This is a genomic window from Candidatus Latescibacter sp., from assembly GCA_030692375.1.
Classification (GTDB): Bacteria; Latescibacterota; Latescibacteria; order Latescibacterales; family Latescibacteraceae; genus JAUYCD01.
The window spans coordinates 1-14,903 of record JAUYCD010000197.1 but is presented as its reverse complement, the minus strand read 5'-3'; the positions used below and the strand labels follow the sequence as shown (position 1 = coordinate 14,903).

The following is a 14,903-nucleotide window of genomic DNA, read 5'->3' as shown; positions in this document are numbered from 1 at the left end:
AAAGTGAAAAGAAAAATTACAATGAAGAAGACTGGTTCTTATTCGAAGAGGAAAGAGAAGTAAATGCGGTGCTGTTTGGTTTCTCGTCTATCGCTTCTCGCCCTTCTCGTCGTGTCCGTCCTTGTCTGGCCCTCGGCGGCAGGCAGCGCGGCCTATTACGTGTCTCTTACCGGCAACGACGCCTGGCCGGGGACGCGGCCGGACTCCGCCTGGCGGCACATCGCCTATGCGGCTACTCGAGCCCAGGCCGGCGATTCAGTCTATATCAGAGGCGGCGATTATGGTCATGAGCATGTGGTCGTGTCCAACAGCGGCACTTCCTCGGCGCCCATCGTCTTCGAGGGATACAGCGGCATGCCGGTGCTAAACGGCAGCGATCGGACTGGTCAGGGCATTTTGATAAGCGGGAAGAATTACGTCACGTTCAAGAACATCGAACTCAGCATGTACATGGACTGCATTTCCGTGGTGTCTGGCAAGTATATCACGCTGAAGAACATCGTAATAAGGGAATGCGGCGGTTTAGCTAGCGCCGGGCGTGGTATTCAGCTCGAACGGTGCAAGCAATCAACCATCCGCAACTGCGAGGTGACTGACGCCGGGGGCGTCGGCATTTATACAACAGAGTCCGATTCGTGCCTGATAGACAATTGCCGGGTTTACGGCACGCGTACAGACGTATACGAAATGGATTATTATATTGTGATGAGCTGGGCTACCGGAAACACGATCCGGAACTGCACCACCGAGGTCAAGGTAGCTTCAAGCAAAGGTAACCACGGCATCGGCATCAAGGACCATACCGGAGTACCGCCCGGACAGCCCCACCCACCCAGCAACAACAATAAGATAATCAACTGCACGGCAATAAATTTTGAGGAGTGCTTCTTCGCAGCGCATGGAGCCCACCATAACGAGTTCATCAATTGCTACGGCAATAATGCGGCAAAAGGCAACTACTTTAATAATGTCTTTATGGTCAGAGACGGCGCCTCCGATAATACATTTACGAATTGCAGTGGCGTAGGCAATAAACAGGTTGTCTGCATATATTTAAGGGAGGACTACGAGGACGATGCGGATAAAGGCATCAACCATTTCCAGGCAAACAACAGTTTCGTCAATTGCATATTCGAGAATGGTATAGTGGGCGTATTCCTGAGAGATGCGCAAAACACCACATTTCGCAACTGCACCTTTGTTAATAGCACCAATCTTTTCCGCTTTGGAAAAAACAGCACAGGTGTAGATCAAAACAGCAATACCAGGATAGAAAACTGCATCATATATGGTGTGACTAACCAATACGACACCAGGAGTTTGACACAGCCATATTCCTTTACATCTACCCCAGAGACTGGCTATAACGACATGGGCGATGTTACAGCCACTTATACTAACGTAGAGTCGCATTCAAAAGGTAAGTAATGTGGCTTCCCAATCTCTTGCCCGGCTGCGCGCTGTCGCCTGGGACCGCTTCGGGAAGATGATAGCTCTGAACATTACCCTGTTTAACAAGATGAAGCACTACGGGATAGAGTAGAGAGTTGGCGCCGGCACATGGTTCAGGAAACATGACATTGAGTATCACCAGCTCGGGCAGCCTTTTTAATGCTCTTATCGGCATCGGGGATATCAGATTTCACCGGCTCTTCAGACCCTGCATGCTCGAGTACCAATGCAGTTGAGCTGTCGAAATCTTCATCGTCATGTATGATCATAACATAAAACATTATGATACCTCGACCTTATCGTGGTGGTGAAAATGTATGGAACCTGGAATTAATGAGCTTTCATGATTTGATTTCTTTGTTGAACGTGCATGAGTATCTGTAAAAAGCTCGTTAAGAGACTCAACAAGACGTTTTCTCATCTCTCCTGACTCGGAAGCTCTGAGCGTGACCGTTGGATTATGGAGTATCTTTCTGACAATTCGCCGGGTTACCAAATTAACTGCATCATAAATCTCAGCGCTTACTTTGTTTTTTATTTTTTCAAGCTCCTCCGTACGAATATTTTCGCATTTTTCCCGGAGCGTAAGTATTTCAGGGAGTATCTCTCGTTCCCGGAGCCATTTATCATACTCATCCGCATTGAGTTTTATAATTTCTTGCGCTTTTTCTTTTTCAATACTTTCTGTATGGCAATTTCCCGGGTCAAGATCTTTCAGATTATCAATATTAAAGAGAATGATGTTCCCGATGGCGGCAACTCCAGGGTCAATATTCCTCGGAACTCCGAGGTCGATAAGGGTGAGGATGGCGCCATTCCGATCACCGACACTCTCTTTCAGCCGGTTTTTTGTTATCAGGGGAGTTGAAGAAGAAGCGGAAGTAATAATGATATCAACTTTTCCGAACATCTCATCCATTTTTTCAAATGGTATAGCCTCTCCGGACAGTTCTTCCACCAGGGCGTCTGCACGTTCAGCGGTTCTGTTGGCCAGATTGAGCTTTTTAATACCGGAATCTATCAGAAGTCTTGCGCACATCCTGCCTATTTTACCGGCGCCCACCAAAAGAACAGTCCGATTGTGCAGAGAACCATAGGTTTTTTTGGCCAGATCAACAGCAGCCGAGCTGGCTGAAATTGCCCCTTCGCTGCCAAAATTACAGTTGGTTCTAACCTGTTTACTTACCTGAAATGCCTGATGAAACAGACGGTTGATAATCGGGCCGGTGCAATTATTACTGCACGCCGATGAGAAAGCGGATTTTACCTGTCCGAATATCTGGGACTCACCGAAAATCATGGAGTCGAATCCACATATGACCTGGAACAGGTGTTCGATCACATCTGTTCCGTTCAGGCAATAAAAATAACTGAGGAAACTTTTGTCTATGCCGGCTACATGCAAGATATACTGTTCAATTTTTCTCCGGGCTTCTCCGGCCGAATCACTGACAACGGTGTAAATCTCCGTTCGGTTGCAGGTTGAAAGGGCGACGCATTCAGATATACCGCTCATACCTTTGATGTCGGATAAAACTGAAATGAGAGTATCGCCGTTGAATGAAAATTTTTCTCGAATTTCAACAGGCGCAGTTTTATGTGAAATCCCGATAAGTAACAAATTACCTCTATGCATCTTCATTTTTTTCTTTTCGGATTGTAGTGTCAACCATGCTTCGAAGCTGATCGGGAAACCGTCAGTGTTGCATTGAAAGAAGTTACATGTTTTACCTGTGATCTTATTTAATCTGGATTATTCATAAAAAAGGATTTTATTTCTGTAAGCCTCAAAACTACAGCCCCCTAAATCCCCCAAAGGGGGACTTAAAAGATTGAAAGACAAATAGTAACAGGTTTTTTATTATGTTACACTTACAAGTGATTTTATTTACCATGTTAAGTCCCCCTCCGGGGGATTTAGGGGGCTACCTTCCAAGAGTAGGCATAAGTACTTGTTCAAAAATAAGTTGAGATAATACTTACGTAACTTTATGTATAATTCAGGTTAAAAAAGGGCCGGATCAGCCGGCCCTTTTTTTGCATATTACAACCGGCTCACAACAGATCCCCTATTATTATTCCACAACAAGTTACTTCTTCATGTAATCTATGGAATTTTTCAAGAGAGCCTTTACAAATAACGGATTGTGAACTCCGTGGCTTCCTTCTGCTTCAATCAGTTTGTAATTCATCAAAATGCCGACCTTGTTCGAAGGAAAAGTTCCGGCAAGACCGCGATCGGTTGTTGTGTCCAACATTTTGGCGGTAACCAGGAGAGCTTTCAACTGTGCAATCAAACCTTCGACATCTGTCTGAACTTTATTGACATCAAATTTTCCCACACCGCTAGTTAAACCCGTATGACATGCCACACATCCTGCTACATAGTTATTCTCTGTAATACCATCAGAAGATAAATATGTCATTTTCCAGGTATGACCACCGGCTGTATCTCCCCTGACTGGCGCCATATGGCATGTTATACAGCGATTCGGAACCAGGGTGCTATGCGAAGAATTTATGTAGGCAACCGAGCCGGGAATTTCAAAAGCTCCGGATCCAACTCCTCGAAGAATGACAGCCTGAGAGGCCATCTGAGCACCCCAGTTTGCTACAATAGTTAGGTCGTCGCCATTAAGTGTTGGATAAGGGGTCACCTTCGACAATCTCGGCTGATGACAATTCGCGCATAAATTGCCTTTGTCAAAATTTGTTGTTGCGCCGGTTGAACTTACCATCAACTTCACCGGCTTTGTAGTAGAATTGACGAAATCTGTGAGGTCGTATTTTTGATGAATGTTATGGCAGGTACGGCAATTCGGAGGAGTGGGATTATCAATGAGCGCCGGTGCAGCTACCATGTTTCCCGAGTCCATTGTTGCTCTGAAGCCTTCGTTAGTGTGGCACGATGCACAGGCTGTAGAGTTACTTCTGAAATGCCCGCCGGTGGCATGAACCGAGGCGCTCCATTGTATCTGCTTTGCCAGAACTTCAGTGGATACATTATGACACGTTCCGCACTTGGCTACCCCATCGGAGCCTGCCGGCCCTGTAAGTCCAATCGCCCCCTGGTCTCTTTGACATCCAACAAACATGGCGACTCCTGCCACCATCACAATCGCCAGAACCCCGGTGAAAATTGCTGAAACTTTTTGCATACCCCCTCCTTTAAAATTTTTTGTTTTGTTATGAATTATGCGGCATCCAAAATTATTTTCAGATACATCCGGCAATGCCCGGTTACGTTAACAACATCGGAAATAGTCATCTTAAACCTATTTTCTTGTAAATATTTGAGAATAGCCATACTCATCTGAAAGAGATAATGTATTGTTGTTAATCAAGAAAGTTTCTCTATAGGAGTAACCATCGGAATCTTTTGCATGAATTGAATTTCCTGCAATAGAATAGGAGCCTTTTTCCGAGAACTGATAATCACCATCATTATAGAGATACGAGTATGTGTTATTTTTGAAGAAGGACAGTTTTATATCACCCGGCTTATTTACCCATGATGATGCGATACTCATGTCCTTGTCATTTCCATAACTCACAACCGTGTTTATGGGTTTGGGGGTTACATTATTGTTCTGTCCGCAACCGGCCCAAATCAAGAGTAACAGAAAAGAGCATTTTTTCATTTTAACTCCTGTTGTTATTAATGTTTATCCCTTGCCCAAACAGTAAGTTTGGTCTACTTTTCCACAATCAATTTTCCTCTCATAAACTCATGCTGTTCACGGTCGCATTGCACAACGCACATGTATGTATATTCTCCTGCAAATTTAGGAGTTAATTCTACAGTTTCAGTATGGCCGGCACTGATTATGCGCTCGGCGACATCCAGTTCAGGTATGGCAAAACCATGGGTTACACAATCTCTGTTAATTACTCTGATTCTTACCAATTCCCCCTTTTTAACTCTTATTTCCTTTTTACTCCATGTTGCAATCGGACGAGCTTCAAGATCGATGGCATTCCGATTTTTTGCCCTTGCAGATTCGTAAGTAAAAATGGCTGCAATGGTTCCAAAAACACAAAGTAACACAAGACATACTGCAATAAATTCCTCGTATTTTTTCATGAGTTACTCCTTAGCATGGGACAGTAAACTTGATACAATGACACTTGGGTCCGGGAGAGTTCATTACCATAAAAACAACCAGAGCATGGTAACAGTCCAACAGACCAGGAAAGCTAAGATCGGTATGAATGTAATGATTGCCTCTCTCTCATCAGCAAACGTCTGACGAGAAATCTTAATCCCAATGTCGATAGAAAAGATTAAACCGAAAAGTAATGCGCCGATTTGCAAAAACGGCATATAGTATGTCAGAAATGGCGTCCAGGGAAAACCGGCCGTACCGAAGAGATTCCATCCCCATGCAAAAGGATCGGAGGTGACATGGATTAAATAGGAGCCGCTGGGCAGGAGAAAACCGAAACAAAAAGCAATCCAGGTTAAGAGACCCAATGGCGCCAGAGTATAGGAATGGTTGATAAATAATTTTTTAAACGATATGCGGTCATCCTTTTTCAGCCAGTTGGATGCAAGGACAAAAATGCCGAAGATACTTGGCAGAACGATAAGACACGATATGGCGCTTGTGGCTATATATTTAAAGATTGAAAACGTCGTAGCTGCACGCTGCCAATCCTTCAAAAATCCCCAGGGTCCCATCATAAACACATAGAATACCACAGCGGCCCCAAGCATGATGAAGCTTTTCCAGGCCTCATCAAAACCTCTTTTTTCATCGACCAGTAAATCAGTAGCCGGCGGCCTTATGTTTACTGCCATGTTATCTTCGGGGCAGGTTTTAAAGCATTCGAGACACAAACCGCAGTAGGTATTTCGCCTGTTTCTGAATGGCAATTCCATCCAGGGACAGCCATAACCCTTTTCATTGCCTCGATAGCACATTCCACAGGAACCGCAGCCAAGGCAGCGGGATGATTCTTCGCGAGCCATTCTTTCAGTAAAGACATTTTCAACCTCTCTGAAGTTGCCGTGACGCTCTTCGAGTGGAATACACGTGGGTTCGACTCTATCTTTATGAGAGACCGAATGGAGAGGCAAGTCTGCCACCTGCTTCATTGTGGGATACAATAAAACGGGCTCGAGTCTTTCTCCCCTCAGATGCCTGGCGATCGAGACAGCAGCTTTCCTTCCCGCCTTTACAGAATCGACAAACACACTTGGCCCGGTTACAACGTCTCCACCGGCAAACACACCGGGAATATTCGTTGCCATGGTAAGGGGGTCGACGATTATCGTGCCGACTTTGCTTATACTTATGTCCTTGGGCAGAAAGTCAATATCGGAATACTGACCGACTGCAACGATAATAGTATCAGCCGAGATAAGATGCTCAGAGCCTCTTATGGTTATATGCTGGTGCAAGCCTGTATCCTGGTTGATTTCTCCAAGCCTTACATCGGCACAGAGCAGGGATGTGGCTTTGCCCCCGCTGCCCACTATTTTCAGTGCCGTCGTCAGATGCTTTATTTTTACTCCTTCTTCAACAGCCTGTTTTTCCAGTGAGCCCATTTCTTCTTCAGACCGTATTTCAAGGCAGGTAACATCTTCGCAGCCCAGTCTGATAGCGACACGTGCCACATCAATTGCCGTTTTACCTCCGCCAAGCACAACGACCTTTTTCCCAACCTCTACTTTTTCTCCTGAATTTACCTTCCTCAAAAGATCAATGGCTGTGGCTACACCCTGAAGATCCTCACCTTCCAATTTCAAAAGACGGCTTTTCGAGGCGCCTACTGCGATGAAAACGGACTGGTATTCCTTTTGAAGAGACTCGAATGAAATGTCTTTACCGATAGTTGTATCGGGTACATAGGTAACACCCGAATTTTTTATGAACTCGATCTCTTTGTCAACAATGTCTTTTGGTAAATGGAAATCCGGCAGACCCACTTTAAACATCCCACCGATGACAGGCAAAGATTCATAAACAGTAACGGCATATCCATCCTTTGCGAGATAGTAGGCGCCGCTTAAACCGGCGGGTCCGGAACCGATAATCGCTATCTTTTCCTTGTGCGTGGGAACAAATTCATGTTTATCGCCGTTTCCATATCCGACATAGTCGGACACGAACCTTTTCAGCGCCCTGATGGAAATAGGAGCGTCCAGTTTACCGCGTGAACAAACAACTTCGCACGGCGCATTGCACACACGACCGCATACTCCCGGGAAAGGCATCGCTTCACGGATAACCTCAAGCGCGCGTTCATACTTGCCTTTTTCGATAAGGGCAATATAGGTACTGGAGTCGACCCCTGCCGGACATGCAAGACGGCAGGCAGCAATCCCTTCGTCAAAAGGATATTCCTTGCCATCCTTTACCCTGTTGCATACTTCAGGATCTTTGGAACGGATTTCTAACGTGGCAGCATTTGAATAAAGTCCCTGGAAACCGCCGACAGGGCAAACAAAACGGCACCAGGTTCTTTTTTCAAATACAAACGTGATAGCGGTCGCAGCGATAATGATTCCGATCAGCATATAAAAAGAAGCGATCGGAATTGTGGTGAGAAATCCATTAAAAAAAGTAATGCCCATAAACAAAAAATTCACCATCCACATGTTGCTCAAACTTTTCGGGAATTTCTTGTTTAATCCAAACGATTTTTTCATGACCGACATGACTGAGTGCCGCTGTAACCATAACCCGAAAAAAGGTAGTGGACAGAAACCGCAGAAAATTCTTGAAAAGAAAGGCACCCATATCATGATGAGTAACACAAACCACACAATCCAGACATACATGATCCCAAAGTTGAAATTCCCCGCTGAAACGCCTCCGACATAACATGAAACGAGAATAACGGTAAAGAACACCGTCGAAAACATTATTGCGAGGTACCGAGGCCAGCGGTTTTTTATCAGCCCCCTTATGAGAGGATAACGGGTTATTTCAAATCGCCAATCTATCGGTATCAACCCTAAAATCCGATTCCGGTTTTTTTCTTTCGAGAAAAAATAGAGGAAAAAACCGCCAAGTAAAAAGGCGAGCAAAACGGAAGCAGAGAACCGTGTGTTTGGATCTACCCTGAGCCATCCATACATATAAGGATGAAAACTGGCGCAGGTTGCAGAGCACCTCATGGAAAATCTTCCCGATTTATCGGCTACAAATCTAAGAAGACCGAGTTCTCCGGGTTTCACATTTTTATCAGCCTTTTCCGGCTCGACAATGTTTCCGTCTCTATCAAGATACTGTTTGATACGTAATTCATATCCATCCAGATAAATACCGTGCTCAACATCTTCGGAAAGTAGTTTTAATACAACCGTATCGCCTTTGTTTACCTTGATAATATTTGGTTCATATTCGAACTGCCGTGCGGTGATGACAAAGACCTTTTCATTCATATACTTCAAAAGTTGCGCGCGTAATTCCTCATCGGTGCCGTATCCTTCAATATATCTGATAATATGGTCATTCCCGAGAATAACAACCTGAGGAAATTCTTTAATATCATAAAGTTGAGCGACTTTCCTTTCAGAGTCGCCATAAAGAGTATAGGTCAGCCATTGATCGGTCTGATATTTTGAAGCGCTCTCCTGACTTTCTCCCACAAGGATAGGAATTATCTCTAACTCGGTATACTTGTAGTAATCGAAAATTTCAGCGAGACTTGAGAGTTTTTTCATAGATATTGCACTTGTATCCACAAATGCAATCAAAACCGGCTTTCCGGCCATATTGTTAAGGTCGATCACATTTCCTTCAGAATCAGAGAGCTTGAAGACCGGCGATTTTTCTCCTTTTGATACAGCAAGGCAATCCTGAGCAGAGAATCCACTATATAAACAAAAGAGAATAATCAACAAGAGTTTCTTCATGAAAAACATTCTTCCCCCTACCTGTTAGACACAGTCTAATAGTAAATTATTGCTTTACTCCCTGTTCCTTTTCTTTTAATTTTTTTTCAAGAAGATCTTTTTTCCGTACTTGCGAATCATATACGCAATACTGGTAAATATCTTTTGCCGCTGCCGGATTAAGCCCGGATCCGGGTTTTTTCATCATCTTCTTGATATAATTCATCCACTCATCGGGCAATGCATAAGGAGCGTTGATCGCTCTCGCAATTGTATGACATTTGGAACACTTTGGCACATACGTGTTAGTATAAATGTCCTGCATATTCTTGGGATATTTTGAAACATCAATAGTTGATGGACCTTTATCGAAAGGCAGCGGTTTCTTCGCTTTTAATTTCCACCATTCCTCTTCACTCATCCCCTCGGGTTTTTCATCCGGTATTTTAGATGGGTCTATCTCTTTGCCATTTAGCATAATCATTTCCTTATGCTCTTGCGACCAGCTCTTGACAATCCCTCCTCTATTCAGGGAAACCATGAGTAAAAAACTGAAAACCATGAAAATAAATACTGTCTTTTTCATTTTGGTTCTTCTCCAAAAAAGTTGGTAAAGAAATTTACTTATAAGGGATGGTTGAGCAAATAATCTCAAACCATCCCTGAATCGAAATATATTTATAGCGGCTGTCAAGCCCAAGCAAGTCAGCCTTCGGCTGAGGCTTGACAGGTTGAGGCTTGGTTCAGATTATTTACGTAACATAACTTTATTATCCCTTACGGTGCAAAGTCCCCCATCGGGGGATTTAGGGGGCTGCCTCACAAAAAGTTATCTCATTTTGCACTGCAAAAATTACCAACTTTTTGGAGAAGCGCCTTCATTTTTACTCCCACCTGTTTTTTAGTCGGGATAGTTTGATTTATCCGTCAGAGCTTTGTATATATCTTTGAGATCTGATGTGCTTGTTACCAACTGACCTGGATTCATACCGGTGCCCGGCTCTCCAAATTTTATTTTGAACCAGGCCTCGTTAGGTTTTGATCTAAGAAAATTTCCTTGTCCGGATAAGCCGTCGACCTCAATTTTTTTCCCATCCGAGCCATGACAACTATTGCAGTTGTTGGATAGAAAGGTCTTACCTTTGGTTGCGTCTCCACCCTTTCCAATGTTTGAATAGGTCAAAGTTGGTACACCAACTGAACTTACCGGCGGTCCGGTTACAACCAGGTCATATAACTCTGTTGGATCTACCCATTCTTCTTTCATGAATTTGACGAGGTTCCATATCTGTTCTACAGACAAATTTGATTTGTAATTGGGCATTTCATTTGAAGCAGCGTTCATTGGTCTGCCCCATGAATGCTCAATAAGTGTATATAATTGAGAAAGTGATGTTGATGCTATAGTACTGCGAAGATTGATTGAAGAAACATCAGGACGAGTAGATGTCCCCGTGCTTTGACCCTTGCGATTGGCATAGGAAGCGGCATTCCCCAGTCCGTCCCATGCATGGCAGGCTTTACACCGTGCGAAGTCCGAACTTACCGTTATGGTCAGAGCGCCTGATCCTCCTGAATCGGTGGTCCACCATTCGTTGTAAGCTGCACCGCCGAGATAAGGTTTAGCACTAGTGTACGCTGCCGGAATAACTTCTGCTCCGGCGGGCCCTGCCGGGCCTGGATCACCTGCGCAGCCCATGATAAAAAGCAAAGAAGCAAACATCAGGCTGAGAACAATGATACCTTTCCACATTTGATACTCCTTTTTAAAATTTTTTACTGCATCACGTGGTAATCTTCAACTTCTTGGTCGTTAAATCAAAACTTGTACTGAAAGACTTTCAGAGGTTCAAAAGGATTTTCCTTCTTTTAAATAAGCAATAACATTGGCAGATTCTCCTTCGGTCAGTTTTGTGCCATATTTTATCATTCTATCAACAACTTCTTTCCAATCGTCACCCTCGTAATCTTTAACTTTATCAATAGTGTGACAAGTTGAACACTTTTCGCGAATCAATTGATCAACAGGTTTAGTCGTAATACTAACTGAAACTGGTTTCAACGGAGCATTCTCGCATTGTGCAAAAAGACAGAATAAGACCAAGACGCCCAAAGAAACACCCAGGATGGATGTGCCCTTTTTCAGCGCGCACCTCCTTTTTTCAAATGATACTTCCTTCTTTTTCATGAAAATTCTCCCGGGATATGCACCTTCATTTTTCAGGGCACGGTATCCGCACATGGTGTCTTTATATCGGAGTGCCAGCTCTCAGAATGCCAGCCCGACGTCCATTTGAACTCTGTTCAGGTTTTTAATCTCCGAGCCATATTTTGCAACATTCGAAGCGGTGGCATTGTAATCTCCGGGCATGGTCAGTTGATACTCGCACCTGAACTTCAAAGCAGATACCGGAGAGAAGTTTACGCCGACGGAGAAACGGGACAGATCGAGAAACGTCTGGTTGCCTTTATCCTTATCCTGCTCAAGAAAGCTGTACATCGTTACAAACTCAAATTTCTTCGCGAAATTCGATTTTTTAAATACCTGTTCGAACGGTGCATCGAACTGAGCATACCAGCCCGTTTTGGTATATTCCGTTTTTCCGCTCGATGAATCTTTGACCCAATCGACAGGATTGGCGGCGTATTCGAAACGCAGATTCGACTTCCCGAGCGCAACATGGATATCACCGCCATAGATAGAATACTTCAGTTCATCGTCATCATCGTATTTCCCGGAAAGATACGAGACCCCTGCGGTACACAGATCGCCGAAAGAATACGCCACTCTTCCGCCGATACTTTTATTGCCGTTGTTATCTTTTATCATTCTGGGGACAGCCATCCATTCGATGTCCTTTGAACCCTTTTGCGGTAATCCGTTGATTGCGTAAATTCCAAACCACAATTGATCTTTTTGACCGCGGACCCATTGGGTTCCGTAGAACTGGGCGCCGATTTCAGTCCAGGGGGACATAAAAATAGGGGACGGCCCGCCATTGAGTTCCATATCCTTCTGCTCGTGGTCGACCCACATTAAAGGCCGAGATACAGACTTCTGATCCACCGGATTGATAGCAATGCTGTTAAAGTATCCAAAGGGAACATCGAACCTACCGACCTTGACATTGTAATTTGTGGCACCGAAATCACCGGCGCTGTAAAGCTCATAATCTATATAGGCCGTAATCAGGCTGACCAGGTTGTCATGCGACAGGCAGGTATAGATCTCCGCGCTCAGTTTTTCCGAGATATCAACCATTATTTTGGGATGAATATGCTGGGTGTTGAAATCCGAACCATTGATTCGATGTTTCCATATCTTATAATTATTCCCTGAAAGCGCGCCATAGAAATTCGTATTCATGCCGCCTCCTAGGGTCACTTCTACAGCGTTCGCCTTATTGATACTCAACCCTGCAAACAGGCATGCAGCAAACAACGCTAAAAAGATTTTTGCAAAAAAGTTCACTTTCACATCTCCTCCTTATTCGAGAGCCAGGATCAACACTGCTTGTTGACAGGTTTCATTCTCTCAATTATCGTGGACAACCGGGTGTATTTTTGGATTTGTATTATTGAACGGCTCTGTGAATATTTTCACAACTTAAAGCCTGACAATACATTAAAACTAGTAAATTTTCGTAATGTTTTTAATATGAGGTTTTTTATAGAAGATATGTAGTGGAAAAAATGTGGGGAATGTAACTATACTTCATAGTAATATTTAACGAATAACGTCTCATTTCCAAATGAGTTGGTAAATGCAAAGGTGCAAAAGAGCTGACTCCTTGGGAGATGAACCCGAATAAATTTCTCTGTTGAAACTTCTACTGTTCCTCGAAAAAGGATTGAAGGTAGGTTCTGAGGTTGATCTTTTTTCTTTTAAGTCCAAGTTTCTTTCGAATTTGACTGTTGTGTTCTTTTACCGTATTTTCAGAAATATGCAATATTTCTGCAATATTTTTTGCCGTTCTGCCTTCTTTCACCATTTTTGCTACTCGAACCTCAGTGGGTGAAAAATTGATCGCTTTGTTCGTCAATTTTATCGCAAATGGTTTTATGATTTCGGAAAGATTGTTTTCGATGATGTTGAGCAGAGTAGTATGGCTTTCATCGAGAGAAGAATATTTTAGTTTTTCAAGATAAGGGAAAACGAGCGTTTTAATATTTTCAAGAATGTTTTTTTCCGTGTTTTTTGTATTCCGAACCTGATGTTCAAGAAGCACCTTCAGCGCGATGTTGGATTCCTCGAGGTTTTTCGATTTAATTTCCAATTCAATTTTTGTTTTCATAAGCTGTTCCATGGCGCTCATTCGTTCGGTAATGTCGAGTGTCTCTATAACATATCCACAAAAATTTCCCTCATTGTCAAGTACAGGAGCCCCTGAACTCGAAGCATACCATATATCCCCATTCTTCTTTACCGCTTTATATTCAAAATTCTTACTAACACTCTTTTTTTCTCGATAGGAACGGTCAAAGATCTCCTTTGCTTTTACTGTATCATCCTCATGCACCCACCATACAATCTTATGTAACAGTTCTTCCTGGCTATAACCGGTTATCTCAAAGCAGTTAGGACTGACATATATGTTTTTGCCTTCTTTATCTGTAATTATCAGCATACTTGGCGCTGTTTCCACAATAGTGCGAAATTTACTTTCTGATTCGATTAGTGCTTTCTCTGCTTTTTTCTGTTCGGTTATGTCTCGAATAAGATGCAAAAAAACTCTTTTCCCATCCCGCGTTACGAAGGATGTTGGATAAATTGCAGAAGAAACCCAGGAATTGTAGAAAGGGTCAAGCAATTCTTTTTCAACGTAGCCTCCTTTCTCAACGGCCTCTTCAAGAGGACAGCCCGGAAATGGCGAATCGAGCCCATGTATAAGTTTTGGACAATAACATCCTCTGACATCCTCTGATTTTTTCCCCATAACTTTCAGTACGATATCATTAGCGAGAAGTATCGTATGGTCTTCATCAACAACCATTACAAAATGCGGGATTATATTTATGTAATTCCGAAACATTTCTTCGAATGTCAATTCATCGCAGTTTTTTATTCCCAGGCGGTATTCATTCTTTTGAAATGTAAGTTCTTTTTCTGAATCTTCCTGTTCAGAAATTCGTTTGCCTGACCCTTCCAATTCTTTTACAGGCTGGGACTTAATTTTGTTTTTTGCTTCCATTTTAGCAGCCTCTTATTTGCCCCTTAATGAATTCATGGGAGGAGTAATGCCAGATGAACCATTTGTATATAATAATATTAAATATGAGAATTACTATCAAAATACAGCCAATTGCATCAGGTGTCAAGGCGCAAATAAATATCTGGCCATCCCCCATTTTTTATTCGGCGATAAATATGCCATATCACTTATCTGCTCTTTAGACAAAATCCCCCCGCCGCATAAAGCGGCGACCCCCTTGTTAAGGGGGTAAAAGCTGCCTGCCAACATGATTCCCCCCTGCTATGATACAAGTCAAGAGGAAAGTGTAAAGAAGCTACCAATAGAAACATCATACTTTTATTGAAGTCGCGATGTGGTAATGTGGTAAACGGCAGTATCGTTTTCCACATTTCCATATCGATAATCGGTTC

Annotated in this window: 12 protein-coding genes; 1 reads left to right on the top strand and 11 read right to left on the bottom strand. The window is 43.3% G+C overall.

Features of this window, described 5'->3' with window-relative positions; genetic code table 11:
- The first annotated feature begins 63 nt into the window (after positions 1–63).
- Complete coding sequence (locus Q8O92_11925) at positions 64–1,428, top strand: right-handed parallel beta-helix repeat-containing protein (protein ID MDP2984022.1); 1,365 nt, start codon at positions 64–66, stop codon at positions 1,426–1,428.
- 304 nt (positions 1,429–1,732) lie between these two features.
- On the opposite strand, the gene hemA is transcribed toward Q8O92_11925, so the two are convergent.
- The 11 genes from hemA to Q8O92_11870 all read right to left on the bottom strand — a co-directional run bounded on the left by hemA (position 1,733) and on the right by Q8O92_11870 (position 14,760).
- On the bottom strand, positions 1,733–3,088 hold the full coding sequence (gene hemA / locus Q8O92_11920; protein MDP2984021.1) for a glutamyl-tRNA reductase: 1,356 nt from the start codon (positions 3,086–3,088) through the stop codon (positions 1,733–1,735).
- A gap of 454 nt (positions 3,089–3,542) precedes the next feature.
- Positions 3,543–4,610: a hypothetical protein gene (locus Q8O92_11915; GenBank protein ID MDP2984020.1), complete on the bottom strand. Its 1,068-nt coding sequence runs from the start codon at positions 4,608–4,610 to the stop codon at positions 3,543–3,545.
- A 117-nt stretch (positions 4,611–4,727) separates the two neighbouring features.
- A complete protein-coding gene (locus Q8O92_11910; protein ID MDP2984019.1) occupies positions 4,728–5,093 on the bottom strand; it encodes a lipocalin family protein in 366 nt (121 codons plus the stop codon).
- Positions 5,094–5,146: 53 nt separating this feature from the next.
- Entirely contained in the window at positions 5,147–5,536 is a 390-nt protein-coding gene (locus Q8O92_11905; protein ID MDP2984018.1) for a cupredoxin domain-containing protein, read from the bottom strand.
- 63 nt (positions 5,537–5,599) lie between these two features.
- Positions 5,600–9,319, bottom strand: coding sequence for an FAD-dependent oxidoreductase (locus tag Q8O92_11900; protein MDP2984017.1), 3,720 nt, complete (start codon positions 9,317–9,319; stop codon positions 5,600–5,602).
- A 46-nt stretch (positions 9,320–9,365) separates the two neighbouring features.
- Positions 9,366–9,884: a hypothetical protein gene (locus tag Q8O92_11895; protein ID MDP2984016.1), complete on the bottom strand. Its 519-nt coding sequence runs from the start codon at positions 9,882–9,884 to the stop codon at positions 9,366–9,368.
- A 315-nt stretch (positions 9,885–10,199) separates the two neighbouring features.
- Positions 10,200–11,051 (bottom strand): c-type cytochrome, encoded by an 852-nt coding sequence (locus tag Q8O92_11890; protein ID MDP2984015.1) that lies wholly within the window; start codon positions 11,049–11,051, stop codon positions 10,200–10,202.
- Between the two features lie 96 nt (positions 11,052–11,147).
- Positions 11,148–11,486, bottom strand: a complete 339-nt coding sequence (locus tag Q8O92_11885; GenBank protein ID MDP2984014.1) for a hypothetical protein — start codon at positions 11,484–11,486, stop codon at positions 11,148–11,150.
- A gap of 81 nt (positions 11,487–11,567) precedes the next feature.
- Entirely contained in the window at positions 11,568–12,665 is a 1,098-nt protein-coding gene (locus tag Q8O92_11880; protein ID MDP2984013.1) for a hypothetical protein, read from the bottom strand.
- A 463-nt stretch (positions 12,666–13,128) separates the two neighbouring features.
- Entirely contained in the window at positions 13,129–14,490 is a 1,362-nt protein-coding gene (locus Q8O92_11875; protein ID MDP2984012.1) for a PAS domain S-box protein, read from the bottom strand.
- Positions 14,491–14,613: 123 nt separating this feature from the next.
- Positions 14,614–14,760 (bottom strand): hypothetical protein, encoded by a 147-nt coding sequence (locus Q8O92_11870; protein MDP2984011.1) that lies wholly within the window; start codon positions 14,758–14,760, stop codon positions 14,614–14,616.
- Between the last annotated feature and the right edge of the window lie 143 nt (positions 14,761–14,903).